Raw genomic sequence first — 19,276 nt, forward strand, 5'->3', positions numbered from 1 at the left:
TGTTATTCCTCCAAGAATATTTAAATATAGCGAATGTACATAAGTGCTTGGTTTTCAAGCTTTTAATGTCGAAAACCTATGCCTCGACAACATTCGCACCGCATATTATACCGATTCTACGCGCTTGTGCTATTTAATTTTTTACTTTTCACGTCATCTGCTAATAAAAGAGCAAAATCTGCTACCGACATCACGCCTAAATCATCACCTTTGCGTGTACGCACTGCTACCATACCTGACTCTTTTTCTTTTTCACCTATAACAAGCATGTACGGTACTTTTTTAAGAGTATGTTCTCTTATTTTAAAACCAATTTTTTCATTTCGTAAATCAGCTTTAACTCTAAAACCTGCTGCGAATAATTCGTCAACCACTTTAGTTACTGCTTCAGATTGCGAGTCTGTAATATTTGACACAATCACTTGCGTAGGCGCTAACCATGTTGGGAAGGCACCCGTATATTCTTCTGTAAGAATACCAATAAAACGCTCTAGTGAGCCAAGTATTGCGCGATGTATCATGACAGGCGTTTTACGCTCGCCGTCTTCATCAACATAAGTTGAGCCTAAACGCGCCGGCATAGAGAAATCAAGCTGAACAGTACCACATTGCCATGCTCTATCTAAGCAGTCATACAATGTGAATTCTATTTTCGGGCCGTAAAACGCACCTTCGCCGGGCAAGTAGTCAAATTCTATACCATTTTGCGTCAAGGCTTCAGCCAAAGTTTTCTCTGACTTATCCCAAATTTCGTCACTACCTACTCGCTTTTCAGGACGTGTAGATAATTTCACGGCAATTTTCTCAAAACCAAAAGTAGCGTAGGTTTCGTACACCATTTTTATACAATCGCTTACTTCGCCTAAGATTTGGTCTTCAGTACAAAAAATATGTGCGTCATCTTGAGTAAATCCGCGCACCCGCATTAGGCCATGCAATGCACCCGATGGCTCGTTTCTATGACAACAGCCAAACTCAGCCATTTTAAGGGCAAATCACGATACGATTTAAGACCCTGATTAAAGATTTGCACGTGGCCTGGGCAATTCATTGGCTTGATTGCATATTCACGTTTTTCAGATTCAGTCGTGAACATGTTTTCGGCGTATTTATCCCAATGTCCTGATTTTTCCCAAAGGCTGCGGTCCATCATCAATGGGGCTTTTACTTCATCGTATGCATATTCGCGTAATTTTTTACGAATAAAGGCTTCAAGCTCTGTATAAATAGTCCAACCATCGTTGTGCCAAAAGACCATGCCAGGCGCTTCTTCTTGCCAATGCCACAAATTAAGTGATTTACCCAGTTTACGGTGGTCACGTTTTTCGGCTTCTTCTAAACGATTTAAGTAAGCTTTTAATTGTTTTTTATCTGGCCATGCTGTGCCGTATACACGCTGCAACATTTTATTGTCACTATTGCCGCGCCAATATGCACCCGCCACTTTCATTAATTTAAAGTGCTGACAAAAACGCATGTTAGGTACGTGCGGGCCACGACACATATCGATATATTCTTCATGATGATACAAAGCTGGGTTGTCACTTTGGGCTATATTTTCATCAAGAATTTCTATTTTATAGCTTTCGCCTCTATCAACAAAAGTATCGCGCGCCTGTTGCCATGTGCCGACTTTCTTTACTACATCATAATTGGTTTTGGCCAACTGAAGCATACGCTTTTCAAGCGCCACAAGGGCTTCTTCATTCAATGGCTCTTCTAAATCAACATCGTAGTAAAAGCCGTTATCGATGGTAGGCCCAATTGCCATTTTTACGTCAGGATAAAGCTGCTTTATCGCATGACCCAGCAAATGCGCACATGAGTGTCTTAGGATCTCAAGTCCTTCATCATCTCTGGCAGTAATAATTTGTAATTTAGCGTCATTCTCAATTAGGTCACAGGCATCAACCAATGTGCCGTCAACACGACCTGCAATGGTTGCTTTACCAAGCCCTGGGCCAATATCATTGGCAACATCTAAAACTGAAACAGCATTATCGAATGAACGTTGACTTCCGTCGGGGAGTGTAATTACGGGCATATTATTCCTTCCAGTGGTGACACCTACCAAGCGCCACTTGCATTTTTAACGATTAAGATACAAAACTATCAACTCAAACCCGTAGATCGCTTTTACACATATTTACGAGTCGAATAAATTAAGCGGCAGATTATAAAGCCATGCGCGGTTAACATGCAATCAATGGCCGGCACTTATTCGACCTATTCGTGCAATTAATAAAACTTTAGGCTAGCAAAAGATAAAAATTAAGCTAATTGTGACCCAAAGCGAAGTAGGAAGAGTTTATAAAGACATGAGTTTTTGTGATAAATAGATAAGCACAATGCATAAAAGTTACGTCAAATTAATCTACATTACATCCCTTGCAATCCTAAGTTGCCTGCTATTTGCTTGTGGCGAGCATAAACGAATAGCTAATGATTTAGCTGACTACAGCGAACGTTTACAAAGCTATACTGGTATTGAAATTGCGCCCACTAACAAAGTTATTGTTTTAGGTGCTCCAAGCAAAGCAAGTCTTAAGCTTGAAGTAAACAGCCTTAGTATAAATTTACGCGAATTTTATGCATTTAACGCTTGCTCACTTAACCAGCTTGTTGCCCAGCGCAATACCGCTCTTGGAAAAATGCAATTACCTTCTAGCCGTTTTGCCTATGAGAGTGAGTTAATTGTAGAGCTCGCTAAATGCCAGCAACTAAGCCAAGGTGAAAAGCCTGAATTGGTCGCTAAACTTAGCGAATGGGCTGAGATCAAAAAACAGCAGCTACCTTACGCATGGTCTAACTTGCTAAGTCAATCTAACGAAACTTATCGTCATTTTACTGCAAGCAGTGGCTATATAAGTGGAAGTAGCAGCGACGCTTTTCAAGCAACTAAACAGGCGTTGACCTTTTTATTAAAGAGTAAAAACCTAAACAACCACCCTGTCGACATTTCAGCGTTGGAGCTACATTTACAACAACTTGACAATGCGCCCCTGCTTTCAAGAATATGGCGTACGCAAATTCTTTTGCAACAAGAACTTGATAGTATATCTACCCTGCTAGCGAGTTATTTAAACAGTAATTCATGCAGCGATATTAAAGAAGAAGAAAGCATAGAAATAATGCGCAATATCTTTCGGATATTTTTTGCTGAGCGTATTCAACCTGTGGCGGCTGAATTGAACAAGTATTATTACCAACTATCTCCGCTAATAGAGCAGATAATAGCGAGCCCTGAATTACCACAGGCATTTAAAGATTACTTATTTATGCACAACACGACAAATTTCCAAGCGTATACAGGCGCGATGCAAAGTCATATTAAATTATGGCAGCAGATATTTGGACGTTGTGACGCTTAGTAAATAATTAATAAGCACTAAAGTGATCTAAGCTAAGTGTTTATACTTTCAAAAATGATGCTAAGAGTGACTGACTAAAGCTCAAGTTGCATGCTATGATTTTGTTACTTAAGGCAATAAGACATCAACTATGTACGACATACCTACTATCGATTTACGCAACAAAGTGTCAGAAACCGAATGGCAAACCCGTGTTGAGTTGGCCGCATGTTATCGCTTAATGGTGATGCATGGTTGGGATGATCTGATTCATACCCACGTTTCGGCGCGTATCCCAGACACTGAGGACTTGCTCATTAATGCTTTTGGATTGGCCTTTGAAGAAGTAACAGCTTCAAACTTAGTTAAAATAGATGTAGACGGAAATATTTTAGATCCTGAGTGTCCATTTGATATAAACCCAGCCGGTTTTACCATTCATAGTGCTGTGCATCATGCAAGGCCAAGCGATCAATGTGCACTGCATTTACATAACCCCGATGCCATCGCAGTTGCTAGCACTAAAGAGGGTTTACTGCCTTACAGCCAATATTCTGCCTTTGCTTTAGCAAGTATGAGTTATCATCAATATGAAGGGCTAGCCGTTGAGAGTGATGAAATAAAACGATTACAAGATGACCTTGGAAACGCCAATTTTATGCTTCTGCGCAATCACGGCGCTCTTACCATGGGCAAAACCATTGGTGATGCCTTTATGCATATGTACGACCTTTTAATGGCCTGCGAGATTCAAGTAAAGCTCCAACACAGTAACAGCGACATTTTTAAAGTGAACCAAAAGATAATCGACGGTATTAAAGCGCAAGCTGACATTGTTCACACAGGTCAAAGCGGCGGCCAAAAAGCTTGGCCGGCGATGATGCGCAGAGTAAAGCGCGCGTATCCAGATTTTGACGTCTAGACCATTTATTTACAAACCCTAACCATATAAGAACTTTTTATGAAAATAACCCATGTAGAAATTTTCGATATTCATTGCCCTGAGCGCCCACCTTGGAATCCGATATTCGTAAGAATTCATACCGATGAGGGCATTCACGGCGTGGGTGAAGCAGGCCTAGCCTATGATTGGGGTCATAGTGCAGCAGCGGCGATGATTAAAGAAATTGCTGAAGCAGTACTTATTGGCTTTGACCCTTTTAAAACAGAATTATTGTGGTCTCGTATGCTACGCGAGAGTTTTTGGGGCTTAGGCGGCGGGCCTGTTCTTTATTCAGCGATGAGCGCAATTGATACCGCCTTATGGGATATCAAAGGCAAAGCACTTAACGTGCCGGTGTATCAATTATTGGGCGGTAAAACAAACGACGATTTACGGACCTATGCAAGTCAACTTCAGTTTGACTGGAGCCAAGACTGTATAAAAATGCTTTCCCCTGATGATTACAAACGCGCTGCTGCAAAAGCAATGAGCGAGGGCTATGACGCAGTTAAAGTAGACCCCATTGTATATGATGCTAACGGCGACTCGAGTTTTGATAGAACCAAGTTATTTACGCCTGCACAAATGAAATTATTTGGTGATCGTTTGCGGGCAATTCGCGAGGAGGTTGGCGACAATGTTGACATCATCTTTGAAGCCCACTCTTTAATGGGCTGCGCGTCGGCAATTCAAATGGGCAAGATAGTAGAAGAAGTCGGTTGCATGATGTTTGAAGAGCCCGTTAATTACTTAAACTCAGCAGTGCACAAAAAAGTCGCTGAAAATGTAAATGTGCCCATTGCAGGTGGCGAGCGCCTTTATCATCGCTGGGACGTACGCCCCTATTTTGAAGACCAATCAATTGACGTGCTACAACCTGATGTAGGCCTTTGCGGCGGTTTTACTGAAGCGAAAAAGGTCTGTGACTATGCCGATGTTTACGACATTCGTATTCAAGCCCATGTTTGTGGTGGCCCTGTAGCAACCGCCGCGGCATTGCAATTAGAAGCAGCCATCCCTAACTTTTTAATACACGAACACCACACTTATGCCATAAAGCATTGGAACCGCGAATTATGCATACAAGATTACCAGCCGGTAAACGGCAAGTTTAAGGTGCCTGATTTACCCGGCATAGGTATTGAGTTGAATGACGAGATTGTGAAGCGTTCGCCAATGGTTACCGTTAAAAAATAGCAGACTTAACTCTTGTTTCACGTCTATAAGTGTTAGGAAAATCCGTAGAGGTCTTTTGCATTAGTGTAAAAGACCTTATTTAAAGGTAAATTGAGCTTTTTCGCGCACGCAAACATAGTTTTCCAATACGCATCGTAAGAGCAACTAAAGGTGGTAAGAGGAAAGTTACTTGCTAGCATCATTCTGTCGTGACCAAACATTGCCTCAATGCTTTTTAAAACAGCGCAAACATGCTGGCTGTCATATTCTCTTGATTGCATTTCAAAACCTGAACATTTCACCCTGCATTGAGGCAAGTTAGCAAAGCGTCGCATGTTATCTTGCCAAGCGCTAAATTGATCACCTTGTTGAAATGGAGGAAAGCCTGCGTGATTTATGACGAGTTTCAAATTAGGTAATGCCGCAACGACATTTAACACTGAATCCACTAATTTTTGATGCAAAAAATCAATTTGAATTTCGACGATTTTCGACGAAGTTTGCAAAAATTCAAAGTTCAGCAATATATTGCCTTTTCTAGTTGAAAAAACGTTTATTTCGTCGAAAATATATCGTATACCAACAAAGGAATCGTAATTTATTAAGTTAGAAAGCTGAATTTTAAAAGCATCTACATGAGAAAACACATCGATAAAAGCAATACTTTTAAATTGCATATTTGTTTGCTTTGAGTAGATTTCTGATTCTAAAAACGCGAGTTCTTCACTTGGTTTTTGATTATTAAAACCGGCTTCAATATGCACAGCGCCCTGTAAAACAAACTCAGAGGAAAGCAGCAAATCTTTGGGCGAAAAATCACGATTTATTTTTTCTTTGTCGGGCCAAAACGGAGGGCGATTTGAATCTAGCCAAGCATAATCACCTTTAGCTAAATCGAAAAAATGAACATGAGGGTCAATTATTTTTTGCATATTTTATACTGCCCTATGCGGTTGTATAACCGCCATCGATAGCCTGCAAACTGCCTGTAATAAAGGAGGCTTCGTCAGATGCTAAGAACAATGCCATTGCCGCAACGTCTTCTGGTTGCCCTATTCTCCCTAAAGGTTGCAATGCCGCTTCTTCTGCATGAATACTATTTACATCTGCTCCTGTGCGTTCGCAATAGGCATTAATCGCTTTATGATACAACGGCGTTTCGATTGTGCCCGGACACAATGTGTTGGCGCGAATATTATAGCTGGCGTAATCAAGTGCGGTGGTTTTTGCCATAGATGCAAGCGCATGTTTACTTAAATTATAAATAAACGAGTTTGGCTTGGCGATTGTTGATTGGTCAGAGCCTATATATAAAACAACACCTTGTTTTTGCTTTTTCATCACCGGCAACACGGCTTGCGTTATTAAATAAGCACCTTTTACATTCAAATCGAATACCTTAGCAAAATCAGCTTCAGTGGTATCTTCAATCGTTGCTGAAAAATGCATCCCGGCGTTAGAGATTAATACGTCGATTGAACCTGCGTTGGCAATACGTTTTACACAGGCCTGCACTTGTTCACTTTTTGTCACATCACAATAATGATACTGCCCTTCCTGACCCTCGGTAATATCTAAGTTATGAACAGTGTAGTTTGCTTGAGCAAAACGTTTAGCGATAGCCAAACCAATACCAGAAGATGCGCCTGTAATAATAAGCGTTTTTTTCATGCTAAAATGTACGTATAAATTTTGGATAAGCGAATATTAGCACGATTCAATAAGAATCGCTTTTTAGTCTAACTATGCTTTGATGCAGTTGGCGATGAGTTTAAATGTGTATTGATAAATTGCAAATAAAGCCTATTAACTATTTTTATTTCACCATGCCAATGTAGACCACTTTGCCATTTCGCAATGATATTATGTAGTCTTTACCTTTGATGGTATACAGCAAGTCTTCACTTTTAACCATGTTGGCCCCGGAAGTGACATCGGTAAATTTAGGTTGTCCGCAATATGAGATAACTTCTAGTTTACTGGTATCAAAAGAAATCCAGCCACCTTTGCATTTAACATTACTCACTTTAGTTGCATCTATTGCAAATGACGTAACGCTGAATAAGACAAGAAAGACAACGATAATTTTCATATAAAAATTCCTTTTTGTAAGGCTATCGTTTTAGTTTAGAATAATTTAGTCAGTACTGTCTATGTACTATTAGAACGGAAAAATCGTTGAAGCTTATGTAGCTTCCAAACCCTGCTTTAGCACAATACTTTTTAGCTTGTCCGCAAGCCAATGCTTAGCTATCCTGCGCAGTTAGATTGGCTCAAACTTGCTCTTACACATTTCAATGATTAACAAACAAATGCTATCTAAAATCGACCATCGCCTATACAGCCTCAGTCATCACCGCGACGGCGGTAACCTCCAACTAATTAAAATATCCTTCGATAAAAATCGGTTTTATTTTATTGAAATAACCTTAAGTATGCAGGATAAGATCAGGTTTTCAACGAACGTGACCCCTTGAAATCACCTTGAAATCAACGGTCTTCTTCCCACATTTCTTGTTTGGTTTTTTCAATCTTAGATCTGGGCCACTCTTCCAAAGTTACTTTTTCAATTCGCTGATCTTGATTGGGTCGATTTTGAGCGCTTCTGGGAGTGTTTACTATCTTGTCTACTACCTCAATACCATCTATGACCTCGCCAAAAACAGTGTAGAGACCGTTAAGTTTGGGATAATCTTGATGCATTATAAAGAACTGACTCCCAGCACTGTTTACATCTTCGGTTCGAGCCATGCTTAAAATTCCGCGTGTGTGAGGTATTTCACTAAACTCAGCGTCAAGTCTAGTATCACTGCCTTTATGGCCATGACCACCCATGCCGTCATCACTGGGATCATCATTTTTTGTATTTGGATCGCCACCTTGGATCATAAAACTAGGAATGACCCTGTGAAATAAGGTATCAGTATAAAAACCGCTTTTGCTGTGTTCAATGAAGTTTTTGACATGCTCTGGGCTAGTTTCTGGAAAGAAGCGAAGCGTGATATCACCTCTATTAGTGTGTAAAACAATAACTGTCTCTTTTGGGCCTGCATTTTCACACGCTGTGATTATGAATACTGAGACTATTAGTAACAATAGTGTTGAGTAGCGCAGTTTTTTTTGTATTTTGAGGTGCATTACAAAACCTTATGTAATTACAGTATAAAGAATTCACTTTTAAACGTGACAGAAAAGCATGTAATTTTCAAGTAAGACCTTATTGTTTTGTGTTCGCAGTATTAGGAGAATTTGCTGTATCTTGTAAAAAGTTCATCTTTAAATCGCTAGGTAATGTAAACACAAATCGTTTCAACGCCACCATTTTTTGGTAGGGACCGTTTGCACAAGAGGGCTATGAGCAGGTTACGCTTCAACATCAAAAATATGTCAATATTAAATAAAAAATTATAAGGTGGGTGGTGGTTTGCAGATGGTCTGCATGGGCATTTTGGGGAATTTTCACATTAGGCCAAAAATCGCTACAGCCCGCTAAAGATTTGGTGCGTCTACCCAGACTCGAACTGGGGACCTCTACCATGTCAAGGTAGCGCTCTAACCAACTGAGCTATAGGCGCACTTTATTTGTTTTGATTAATAGGTATTTATAAAATTACCTTGGGCTTAATCAATCCGTGTAAGCGGCGCGTATAATAACGACCATGAGTCCTCTGCGCAAGTGCTTTTTTACGATTTACGTTTTAAGTTAATCGCTTTTACAAATTGCGCAGGGCTGCTATGTTCAACAACGTTTAAAAATTGTTCAGCTAAGCGATCTGACTCCTTCATCACCCGGTTCCAATAGGCAATACGTTCTTGTGCTGGCATTTCAGTAAAGTCTTTTCTGTCAGGGATTTTTCCGTAAGGCAATTTAGCTACAAATTCTTCACTTGGTGCCATCAACAAAACATTATCGTAACTGTCAGGATGACAACAGCGTGACTTAATTGACTTATCAAACCAACCTGGTGTGGGTGTTTTGTAAAAATGAGGATACAACACAAGTTCGGGCGTGTTTATCTTCATATCAAAATGATAATCAATGATCCCGCCATCGCGAAACATTCCGTTTGCCACGCCTGATATATTTTTTACGCCTTCAATAATCGCCGGAATCGAGCCTGAGGCCATTAAACTATCTAGGAAATTTTCTTGGCTAAGGGTCGCTCGTTCTGTTTTCATAGGGACTTTTTCTGAAAAGGTTAAGCCACCTGAGTTCGAAGAAAAATAACGCGAGTAAAGCTTTTTCTAACTTTTTACGTGATATAGCGTTGCGACCTGCGGCCAAAGCGAGGCCCGCAAACTGTTTTGGCTTTGATTCAAAAGCAGTTAAACCATGACACCTTGCCACCACTATATGAATTGACTTGTCAGCACTAGTTAAAACTTCATGAACGCCATTTTCACCCATCATATATTCGAGAACATCAACGCCCTTATCGGTAATTTCTTTTACTGAGGGTTTTTCGGAATATACGGTATTGCTGTAGCGTTGTGCCAAACGAGCAATTGCTGCAGCGGGATCTTTTTGCGCAAAACAAGCGGACCGAAAAGCACCTACTGAGCTGCCAATGATGTCTACATGCTTTGTTGACTTGTGCATAAAATCATTAAAAATGACTTTATCAAGGCCGGTTAATACAAACCACTTAGGCCCGCCGCTAGCGCCTAAAACGGCGCTAAACATCTCAGGTGTTATTCCTTCTGACTGTATCCTTGCCAAGGCAGACTTGCCCGCATAAAAAGAAAGAGCTTCCATGTTTTATATGTTCTTATTGTTTTACTATTTTTGTAGTATGTAAATTATTTAGTTTAATTTCAAATAATAACGTCGAATACAAGCTAATAAGCGCTAAGCAATGCTATTTGCGTGTATATTAAACAAAGGATATTTGCTATAGTTTTCATTAGCTTAGTGAGTAACTCAGTACTAACACACAAGGTTATCCACAGTTTTAGTGGATAAACCCTCATTATGCAATGAATGGAGAATGTATATGGCTAAACAAACCTTAAAAGTACTTAACGAAACATTTGCCATCCATAGTCTCGATGCCGACAGTAGCATTCCCGCCAAAGTACTTAATTGTCCTTTGTTTTTTATAGGAAAAACACTTGATGAGCTCTCAATTGTTGTGCCGCAATCGCTAACAATTGGTGCTCTTGAAACCGATTTTGATTGGCGTGTATTGGAAGTGCTTGGCCCCTTAAACTTATCCCTAGTCGGTATTATGGCCGAAATTTCAAACGTACTGGCCAAAGCCAAAGTCAGCATATTTGTTATTTCTACTTTCGAGACTGACTTTATACTGGTTAAAAATGAGCAGCTATCAAGCGCTCAAGAAGCCTTAACACGTAACGGATACAAAATTACTAAATAACACCCGTCTTAAACCTATCAGTGCAAGAGCGAAAAAAGGAAGGTAACTGAACAATGATAACGATGTATGGCATACCCAATTGCGACACCATCAAAAAAGCAAAAAAATGGCTAAACGCCAATCAAGTTGACTTTGATTTTCATGATTATAAAAAAGCAGGTGTTGATCCTAGCTTTCTTAAAGACGCTATTTCGGCGGCCGGTATTGATGTTGTCGTCAACAAACGCGGTACCACATTTCGAAAACTAAGCGAGCAAGAAAAAGCCGAGCTTACAAACAATAATATAGACCAAGTTATCTCTTTGTTATGCGAAAATCCTTCCATGATTAAACGCCCTATTTTGCGCAAACAAGACCATTCAAATAACCCCTCATTTTTAGTCGGCTTTAACGAAACCACCTATCAGGAATTTATTAATGCTGCTTGATGTCATTGCTGTTACCAAAGAATTAGTTAGTCGAAAGTCAGTCACGCCTGAAGATGCTGGTTGTCAGGTTTATCTTAAACAAGCATTGGCCGAACTTGGTTTTGTCAATGAAACCATGGTATTTGCGGACACTACTAATCTATGGGCAAGAAGAGGTAATGCTAGCCCGGTGTTTTGTTTTGCAGGACATACTGACGTGGTCCCAACAGGTCCAAAAGAAAACTGGAAATATGACCCTTTCGAACCGACCGAAGAAAACGGATTTTTATATGGTCGAGGCACAGCCGACATGAAAGCATCGATTGCTGCCATGCTAGTTGCTACCCAAAAATTTGTCCGTGACCATCCAGATCACAAAGGCTCAATCGCTTATTTAATTACCAGTGACGAAGAAGGTCCATTTATAAATGGCACCACCAAAGTCATCGACGCATTAGAAGCGCGCCAAGAAAAAATAGATTATTGTATCGTAGGTGAACCTTCAAGTACCGAGCGCACCGGCGACGTTATTAAAAATGGTAGACGAGGCTCACTCACCGCCGATGTCAAAGTAATTGGTGTACAAGGGCATGTGGCCTACCCGCATTTAGTTGACAACCCCATTCACTCAATCGGCCCGGTCATTAGTGATTTGGTTAACACAAAATGGGATGAAGGCAATGCGTTTTTCCCTGCAACTAGCATGCAAATTTCAAACATCAGTGGTGGAACAGGGGCAACAAACGTAGTACCAGGACACGCAGACTTCATTTTTAATTTTCGTTATTCGACCGAAGTTACTGCCGAAGAACTACAACAGCAGGTCTATGCCATCCTTGATAAACACAAACTCAAGTACGAAGTTAAATGGACCTTTAACGGATTGCCATTTTTAACTGAACCTGGCACCTTAGTTGATGCTTGCATAAAAAGTATTTCTACAAGCACTGGGATAGAGGCCACTTTATCAACTGCTGGCGGCACTTCCGATGGGCGCTTTATCGCACCCACAGGTGCCCAAGTAGTCGAGCTTGGTCCTGAAAACAACACCATACATAAGGTAGATGAATGCGTTAATATTCAAAACGTAAAAGACCTTGAAAAAATCTATTACCACATTATGGTCGAATTACTAAGCTAAATATTACAAGGGGATACACGCTGTGCATCAAAGCAGTTCTCATTCTATGGAAGTGATGGGCCTTAGCGAAGCCCATCTTTCCCCTATCAATACTGAACATGCTTTGCATATAGATGTCATTGCACCATTTTTCAACATGCAAAAAGCAGCGGCTGTCGATGGTATTGATTTACAAGTATGTTCTAGCTTTCGTAGTTTTGAAAAACAGCTGTCTATCTGGAATCGCAAGTGGCAAGGTGATTTACCTTTAAACACGCTAGACGGTAAAACACTGCTTGCAAATACGCTTAGCAACAACGAGAAAATACATGCCATCATGTTATGGTCGGCACTGCCAGGGGCAAGCCGTCATCATTGGGGCAGCGATTTTGACGTATTTGATCAAAGAAAAGTTGAAGCGAGTGGCCATAATCTATGTTTAGTACCAAGTGAATATGAGAACTCAGGCCCTTGTGCGGACTTATCACTATGGATTAAAAATCATGCTAGTGAATATGGGTTTTATTTACCTTACGCAAAATACGTTGGGGGCGTTGCAGAAGAGCCTTGGCACATGTCACATCATCAAACAGCGTATAAAATTCAACAACAGTTTGCCATCGAACAATTGTATGCACAGCTTGAGCAGGCTGATATACTAGGCAAAGCTTCAATTTTGAAGCAGCTTCCCGCTCTCGTTAAGCGCTACACCTTTAACGAAGGGATAAAACTAGCATAGGAAAAGCACATCATGGAACTTAGTACACCATGGATTATCGTCATTGTTGTTGTCGTATTTGCCGTGATTATTAGTAATATCATGCTGCTTAAAAGAAGCAATAAAGCATTCACCTTTCCCGACAACTATGAAAAAAAGAAAGAAAATAAAAAACCAGAAGATGACGACGACTCTTCTGGCTTAATTTAAACTAAAGCGCCAATAACGATACTAAGAGACTACTTTAGACGAATCGTACCGCGGTGCCGCTAATGCTGACCATCAACATGCTGCCATTTTGCCCTACGACTTCATAATCTAAATCTACGCCTACAATGGCATTTGCGCCAAGCAGCTCGGCTTCACGTCTAATTTCATCGAATGCGACTTTACGGGCTTTAGTTAGTTCGGCCTCGTAGGCACCAGAACGGCCACCAACGATATCGCGTATTGAGGCGAAAAGGTCTTTAAATAAATTGGCGCCCATGATCGCCTCACCAATTACAACGCCATGATATTCCTGTATATTTTTACCTTCTATACTATTGGTTGTGGTAATAATCATTTACATATCCTTAATTTTTTTATTAATCGCTTCTTGCAAGCTCTTAACTTGCAATTCCTTATCGCTTTGCGAATAAGGAACACTCTCACCTTGCCCCCAAATAGGACCCGGCCACGTAGCATCATACTCAAATCTGGCCACATGGTGTATGTGTAATTGTTTCACAATGTTTCCTAGGCAAGCGATATTTAATTTATCTGGAGCATGACGCTCACGCAAAACCGCACTCAGCAAGTTTGAGGCTTTTAGCACATCAATTTGCTGTTCTATTGAAAGATCGTCAATCTCACTAAGCCCATCAATTTGAGGAATAAGAATTAACCAAGGATAACGACTATCATGGCTTAGTCGAACTTGGCTTATGCCCAGTTCAGTAATAAACGAAGAATCAGCATTTAAACGCGCATCTAACTTAAAGTTCATAAGGGATCACCGTTAATAGCGCACGCTGGCCTATTGCTACTTTTGCATTAGGAAACACAATCGCCTCACCTTCATGTTGCGCTATATACTGAGTACCTGTTTCACTTGCGAGAACTTCGCCTTTTTTGAAACCTTCAAAATTAACAGTATCATCGTCGAAATGTAGCGAAAAATCGTCATAATGCTTGTTAATCACCTGATTAACTGTGTATATTTCTATTGGACAATCCGCATAATCGGCGAAGATAGGCGCTTTTTCGCTAATTAAGGAGATTAGGCTACGCTTTAAATCTACAAATTTACGCATATCATTTTGACCAAAGGGCATTACCTTTCCTAGCTCCACTGTGAAGGCATGAGCATCATGATTTCGCGATGAGTAATAGCTAAATGTGGTTGTGGGCGACTGTGACAACAAAATAGTGTTTACACCACACGCTGATAGAATGGCAAGCTGAGATTTTGAATGCGCTTTACCATGCAAAAACGGATAAACGGCAAATTTCTCATTTTTGGAAGGTCTTATAGCCGTATGCAAATCATAATGAATCCGCTCTGCGGCCTCGCTCGCCCCAGTAAAGAAGTCATCTATCTTATCCATTATGATTCGTGCTCGAACACCTTCAAGGCTATCAGAGCTCGACTCACGGCTAAATAATCTGTTGAGGTTTTCTTCGACAAAGCGCTCTGAAATTTCCATCGATGCTAAGTTTCCAAAAATGAAAAGAACGCGATGTAGACTGCGAATTTCTTCATTCAATAAGGCGTGCACCAACTCATTGCAAATTTCGATCGGCGCAGTTTCGTTTCCATGCACACCACACGACAAAACTATACTTTTTGCTTCTGCGTCTGTTTCGTCTAGATTGAAACCTATTATACCATCGCTTAATAAGCTCACCCGAGCGCCATTTTGCAAGCTATATTCATAGGGGGAAGAAAGTGTATGTCCCAATGAAAATGCAAGGTAGTCTACACTGATTTTTTGAAGGATGTGCTGACGACTGATACTGTCGCTTGGTATTTTATTAGTGGAAGAATCTATAACCATAACTATCTCTGTATTTGCCTATATTCAATAGGCAAGATGGTAACAGATTTACATTATTTTTTTCGACTGCTCTTCGATGATATAGTTGAAATTGCCCACGTTTAACATTTCAAGATATTTATTAAAAGGCACTGCTTGGGAGAACAAGAACCCTTGGCCTTTATTAATACCCATTGCTTGTAGCAAGGCAAGTTGTTCCATGGTTTCTATGCCTTCAGCATAGGTGTCACAGCCTTTAGCATCACATATCAGTTTAGTCGCCGCAACGATCGCGCTATTGACCGGGGAATTGTTGAGTTCAAGAACAAAGGTCTTATCGATTTTGATAGCACTTAAATTTAGGTCTCGAATAAAACTCAAATTAGAATAGCCTTTACCAAAATCATCCATCGAAATTGAAATTCCCATCTTGCCAATATCAATCAATTGTCGCTTGACCAACAATGAGTTTGATAGTGCGACATCTTCAGTCAATTCAATTTCTAACAAATGAGGCGCTACTTCATATTTGCTTAACAATAGCGTAAGCGCTTGAACAAGCTGCGGATCATACAACTGCATAGGTGAAAGATTGACCGAAATCTTAACAAAATGGCCGTTTGCATTCATTTTAGCAATGGCATTAATTGCTTTTTCAAGGGTCCAATATCCAAGTTCGTTCATCATGTTATAAGACTCAGCCGCTTGCAATAAAGTGCCAGGAAAAACGATCCCATCAAGGGGATGATTCCATCGCAGCAAACATTCACCACCAATAATACTGAAATCATTTAAATCAACTTTCGGCTGATAGTATAATTCTAGCTCTTCTCGATTGAGCGCTCTGCGTAAGTCTGCTTTTAAGGTCAAGCCCCTGCCAGAACTTTCTCTGGTATCATCATTTACTAAGGTAAAATTTTCGTGGCGGTTTGACTTAGAGCGCTTTAGTGCGGATTCAGCAAGTGAAATGATACTGTTGATATTTGTTTCTGGATTTTTGCGAATGGCCGCACCCACATTAAAATCAGCAATGAAGGCCGTACCACCAACTGACATTGGGGTTTTAAAATGATTGTAGAGTCGAGCATGCTCATTACGCAAAGATTGCTCGCTCACTGAATTAGTGAATACAACCCCAAAAATATCGCCACTAACGCGCCCTACCGCCATTGCATCTACAAATATTGCGTTTATTTGATTTACGATTTTAAGCAACAACTCGTCACCAGATTTATGCCCAAAGGCAGCAGACACGTCAGAAAATCGCATAACGTCAAGTAGCATCAAACTAAAATATTCTTCACGATTAGAAATCTGATCGATTATTTCAATAAAATGATAACGGTTTGGAATTTCATTTAAGTGTTTGATCGGGTTTACAGTCATATGGAAATCATAATCCTAAGCGTCTCTAACGAATGGCACAAGGTGCTTTATATTAACGTTATCGTAGAATTTCGATTTACCTTTACAAAAAAAGCCGGATTAACCGGCTTTTATTTGAGATAGAACACATTACTCGTGTAACTTGTAAATTTATACCTTACACACGTCTAACTTCCATATCCTCTCTACATAATCTTGTACAGATCTATCTGAAGTAAACTTGCCCATTTTAGCGGTATTCAAAATCGCCATTTTGGCCCACACTGCCTTATCTTTATAAGCTTTATCTAGTGCTTCGTTTGCTTCACTATAGGAGGCAAAATCGGCCAAAACAAGATAGGGATCGCCACCGTCTAACAAGCTAAATTTCAGACTTGAAAGCGCACCAGGCTGCCCTGGGGTAAAATAATCAGAGTCAAGCCAATCTAACACGGCTTTTATTTCTTTATTTTGATAATAATAATCGTAAGGCTTATAACCGGCTTCGTTGATAGCCGTCACTTCTTCAACAGTATTTCCGAAGATGAAGATATTGTCGTCACCCACCTCTTCGGCAATTTCAATATTCGCACCGTCTAAGGTACCAATAGTAACTGCGCCATTGAGTGCCAACTTCATATTACCTGTACCCGACGCTTCTTTACCAGCAGTTGAAATCTGTTGCGAAACATCAGCAGCAGGAATCATTTTTTCAGCAAGAGAAACGCGGTAATTCGGTAAAAATACAATTTTGATCTTGTTGTTTACGCGACTATCATTGTTAATCTTATCTGCCACCTTGTTGATAGCATAAATGATCGTTTTCGCTAGCGCATAGCCTGGCGCTGCTTTCGCACCGAAAATGAACACGCGTGGATGCATATCGTAGTCAGGATTTTCAAGTAAACGTCGGTACAATGCCATGATATGTATCAAGTTTAAGTGCTGGCGTTTGTATTCATGTAAGCGTTTAATTTGTACATCGAATATCGCCTTAGTATCAACAACTATCCCTGTTATCTCTTTGATTTCTTTAGCTAAGGCTTCTTTATTCTTCTGCTTCACTTTCATGAATTGATTTTGAAAAGTTTTATTATCTGCAAGATCAGTCAAGTCATCTAACTGCGTCAAATTAAGCGGCCACTGATCACCTATTTTCTTGGTAATCAGTTCTGATAAGAGTGGATTACAAGCTTTCAACCAGCGTCTTGGCGTCACACCATTAGTCACGTTTGTGAGTTTGCCTGGATAAAGTTGGTCAAACTCAGGGAATAAATTCTCTTTTACTAACTTAGAATGAATTTCAGCAACCCCGTTAACCGCAAAAGAGCCAATTACAGACATATTGCCCATGCGTACCATTTTCTCACCAGCTTCTTCAATGATCGACAATTTCGCTTTCATTGCATTATCGCCTGGCCATTTCTTTTCAACTTCTTGCATAAAGCGATGGTTGATTTCGTAGATAATTTCAATATGGCGTGGCAATATTTTTTCAATCATACGCACAGGCCATTTTTCTAATGCTTCTGGCAATAATGTATGGTTGGTGTAAGCAAAGGTCTTCGTAGAAATTGCCCAAGCACTATCCCAATCAAGTTCTGCTCGGTCGACCAAAATACGCATCAATTCTGGAATAGCGATTGCTGGGTGCGTATCGTTTAATTGAATCACAACCTGATCGGAGAAACGGCTCCAATCATCGCCGTGGGCGCGCTTGTAACGACGGATAATATCTTTCAATGAACAAGCACTAAAAAAGTATTGCTGAATTAAGCGGAGTTCTTTGCCTGCTTCGGTCTCATCATTTGGATATAAGACCTTCGAAATAGTTTCTGCTTGAATGTTTTCGCGCTGAGCATCCACATACCCGCCCGCATTGAACACATCCCAATTAAAATAATCGGATGATTGGCTTTCCCATAAACGTAATACGTTTACCGTGTCGCCACCGTAACCTACAACAGGAATATCCCAAGGAACCCCTTTGACGATTGAAGCAGGATGCCATTCTTTTTGAATATTACCTTGCTTACCATATTTCGTCTCAACATAGCCATATAAAGGCACTTCTTGTGTTGATTCTGGACGGCAAATTTCCCAAGGATTGCCATAATCGCGCCAACTATCAGGGCGCTCGATTTGTGCACCTTTCTTTATTTCTTGTTTAAACAAACCGTGTTCATAATGGATACCATACCCGATAGCGGGAAGCTGCATAGTCGCGAGAGAATCGATAAAACAAGCTGCAAGGCGACCTAAACCACCATTACCGAGCGCCATATCAGGCTCTTCTTCAAGCACATCGGTAATATCTATACCCAGCTCTTTTAACGCAGCATCGGCAGTTTCAAACAAACCAAAGTTATGCATATTGTTCGACAATAAGCGGCCCATTAAAAACTCAGCTGAAAAATAATGTACAGCGCGCGTATCGTTCATGTAGTGCGTTTTTTGCGTGGTACGTAAACGGTTGAGCACTAGCTCTTGAATTGCTGCACTTGTGGCTTTATACCAAGCGTGATTATCTGCTTTATTCTCGTCAGTCCCTAATGTTGAATGCAGGTGTGAAATTACTGACTGTTTAAAAGCGTTTTTATCTAAGTGGGGATTGTAAGAATTATCTTTGTTAGCACTTGCTTTTGTACTAGTGGATCTTGCTTTTTTAGCTTTTGGTTTTGCTACAGAAGGCGCTTTTGTATCAGCACTATCATTGGTATTTTTTGACTTACTCATGTTTAACCTTTTGGTTAGTGAACTTGCCGTAATTTTATTACAGCAAGCTCATTAACTCTATGGCT

Annotated in this window: 19 protein-coding genes, 1 tRNA gene and 1 pseudogene; 8 read left to right on the forward strand and 13 right to left on the reverse strand. The window is 40.3% G+C overall.

What is annotated here, in order from left to right:
• Positions 1–116: 116 nt before the first annotated feature.
• Positions 117–2,044, reverse strand: a pseudogene (thrS, locus tag AC0L6H_RS16770) (threonine--tRNA ligase).
• Positions 2,045–2,348: 304 nt separating this feature from the next.
• Here thrS and AC0L6H_RS16775 point away from each other — a divergent pair.
• From AC0L6H_RS16775 to AC0L6H_RS16785, 3 genes are all read left to right on the forward strand, one after another.
• On the forward strand, positions 2,349–3,371 hold the full coding sequence (locus tag AC0L6H_RS16775; RefSeq protein WP_473390318.1) for a DUF3080 family protein: 1,023 nt from the start codon (positions 2,349–2,351) through the stop codon (positions 3,369–3,371).
• 130 nt (positions 3,372–3,501) lie between these two features.
• Positions 3,502–4,272 carry a class II aldolase/adducin family protein gene (locus AC0L6H_RS16780; RefSeq protein WP_473390319.1) on the forward strand — a complete coding sequence of 257 codons (771 nt, stop codon included), beginning with the start codon at positions 3,502–3,504 and terminating at the stop codon, positions 4,270–4,272.
• Between the two features lie 39 nt (positions 4,273–4,311).
• On the forward strand, positions 4,312–5,490 hold the full coding sequence (locus AC0L6H_RS16785) for a mandelate racemase/muconate lactonizing enzyme family protein (protein ID WP_473390321.1): 1,179 nt from the start codon (positions 4,312–4,314) through the stop codon (positions 5,488–5,490).
• Positions 5,491–5,522: 32 nt separating this feature from the next.
• Here AC0L6H_RS16785 and AC0L6H_RS16790 read toward each other — a convergent pair whose 3' ends face one another.
• The 7 genes from AC0L6H_RS16790 to AC0L6H_RS16820 all read right to left on the reverse strand — a co-directional run bounded on the left by AC0L6H_RS16790 (position 5,523) and on the right by AC0L6H_RS16820 (position 10,225).
• A complete protein-coding gene (locus tag AC0L6H_RS16790; RefSeq protein ID WP_473390322.1) occupies positions 5,523–6,401 on the reverse strand; it encodes an amidohydrolase family protein in 879 nt (292 codons plus the stop codon).
• Positions 6,402–6,414: 13 nt separating this feature from the next.
• A complete protein-coding gene (locus AC0L6H_RS16795; protein ID WP_473390324.1) occupies positions 6,415–7,140 on the reverse strand; it encodes an SDR family NAD(P)-dependent oxidoreductase in 726 nt (241 codons plus the stop codon).
• 145 nt (positions 7,141–7,285) lie between these two features.
• Complete coding sequence (locus AC0L6H_RS16800; RefSeq protein WP_473390325.1) at positions 7,286–7,561, reverse strand: DUF2845 domain-containing protein; 276 nt, start codon at positions 7,559–7,561, stop codon at positions 7,286–7,288.
• A gap of 398 nt (positions 7,562–7,959) precedes the next feature.
• Positions 7,960–8,607, reverse strand: a complete 648-nt coding sequence (locus AC0L6H_RS16805) for a peptidylprolyl isomerase (RefSeq protein ID WP_473390327.1) — start codon at positions 8,605–8,607, stop codon at positions 7,960–7,962.
• 360 nt (positions 8,608–8,967) lie between these two features.
• A tRNA-Val gene (locus tag AC0L6H_RS16810) sits at positions 8,968–9,044 on the reverse strand.
• Between the two features lie 109 nt (positions 9,045–9,153).
• The gene (locus tag AC0L6H_RS16815) at positions 9,154–9,648 is read right to left on the reverse strand and encodes a hypothetical protein (RefSeq protein ID WP_473390328.1); all 495 of its coding nucleotides are present in this window, start codon (positions 9,646–9,648) and stop codon (positions 9,154–9,156) included.
• Entirely contained in the window at positions 9,623–10,225 is a 603-nt protein-coding gene (locus AC0L6H_RS16820; protein ID WP_473390329.1) for a hypothetical protein, read from the reverse strand. Before AC0L6H_RS16820 ends, AC0L6H_RS16815 begins: the two co-directional genes overlap by 26 nt.
• 238 nt (positions 10,226–10,463) lie before the next feature.
• On the opposite strand from AC0L6H_RS16820, the gene AC0L6H_RS16825 reads away from it, so the two are divergent.
• Genes AC0L6H_RS16825 through AC0L6H_RS16845 form a run of 5 tightly spaced genes read left to right on the forward strand, consistent with a single transcriptional unit; the run spans position 10,464 to position 13,302 of the window.
• Entirely contained in the window at positions 10,464–10,847 is a 384-nt protein-coding gene (locus AC0L6H_RS16825) for an ACT domain-containing protein (RefSeq protein WP_473390330.1), read from the forward strand.
• Positions 10,848–10,900: 53 nt separating this feature from the next.
• On the forward strand, positions 10,901–11,275 hold the full coding sequence (locus tag AC0L6H_RS16830; protein WP_473390331.1) for an ArsC family reductase: 375 nt from the start codon (positions 10,901–10,903) through the stop codon (positions 11,273–11,275).
• Positions 11,265–12,395, forward strand: coding sequence for a succinyl-diaminopimelate desuccinylase (gene dapE, locus AC0L6H_RS16835; RefSeq protein WP_473390332.1), 1,131 nt, complete (start codon positions 11,265–11,267; stop codon positions 12,393–12,395). The genes AC0L6H_RS16830 and dapE overlap by 11 nt, the downstream gene beginning before the upstream one ends.
• Positions 12,396–12,417: 22 nt before the next feature.
• Positions 12,418–13,113, forward strand: coding sequence for a M15 family metallopeptidase (locus tag AC0L6H_RS16840; protein ID WP_473390333.1), 696 nt, complete (start codon positions 12,418–12,420; stop codon positions 13,111–13,113).
• A 12-nt stretch (positions 13,114–13,125) separates the two neighbouring features.
• Positions 13,126–13,302: a DUF2897 family protein gene (locus AC0L6H_RS16845; RefSeq protein WP_473390335.1), complete on the forward strand. Its 177-nt coding sequence runs from the start codon at positions 13,126–13,128 to the stop codon at positions 13,300–13,302.
• A 34-nt stretch (positions 13,303–13,336) separates the two neighbouring features.
• Here AC0L6H_RS16845 and AC0L6H_RS16850 read toward each other — a convergent pair whose 3' ends face one another.
• The 5 genes from AC0L6H_RS16850 to AC0L6H_RS16870 all read right to left on the reverse strand — a co-directional run bounded on the left by AC0L6H_RS16850 (position 13,337) and on the right by AC0L6H_RS16870 (position 19,211).
• Entirely contained in the window at positions 13,337–13,657 is a 321-nt protein-coding gene (locus tag AC0L6H_RS16850; RefSeq protein ID WP_473390336.1) for a heavy metal-binding domain-containing protein, read from the reverse strand.
• Positions 13,658–14,080 carry an HIT domain-containing protein gene (locus AC0L6H_RS16855; protein ID WP_473390338.1) on the reverse strand — a complete coding sequence of 141 codons (423 nt, stop codon included), beginning with the start codon at positions 14,078–14,080 and terminating at the stop codon, positions 13,658–13,660.
• Positions 14,070–15,131, reverse strand: a complete 1,062-nt coding sequence (gene astE, locus AC0L6H_RS16860) for a succinylglutamate desuccinylase (protein WP_473390340.1) — start codon at positions 15,129–15,131, stop codon at positions 14,070–14,072. The genes AC0L6H_RS16855 and astE overlap by 11 nt, the downstream gene beginning before the upstream one ends.
• Positions 15,132–15,179: 48 nt before the next feature.
• Positions 15,180–16,496 carry a putative bifunctional diguanylate cyclase/phosphodiesterase gene (locus tag AC0L6H_RS16865; protein WP_473390341.1) on the reverse strand — a complete coding sequence of 439 codons (1,317 nt, stop codon included), beginning with the start codon at positions 16,494–16,496 and terminating at the stop codon, positions 15,180–15,182.
• A gap of 150 nt (positions 16,497–16,646) precedes the next feature.
• Positions 16,647–19,211, reverse strand: coding sequence for a glycogen/starch/alpha-glucan phosphorylase (locus AC0L6H_RS16870; protein ID WP_473390343.1), 2,565 nt, complete (start codon positions 19,209–19,211; stop codon positions 16,647–16,649).
• Positions 19,212–19,276 lie beyond the last annotated feature (65 nt).

This window comes from Glaciecola sp. G7-5 (assembly GCF_055808975.1).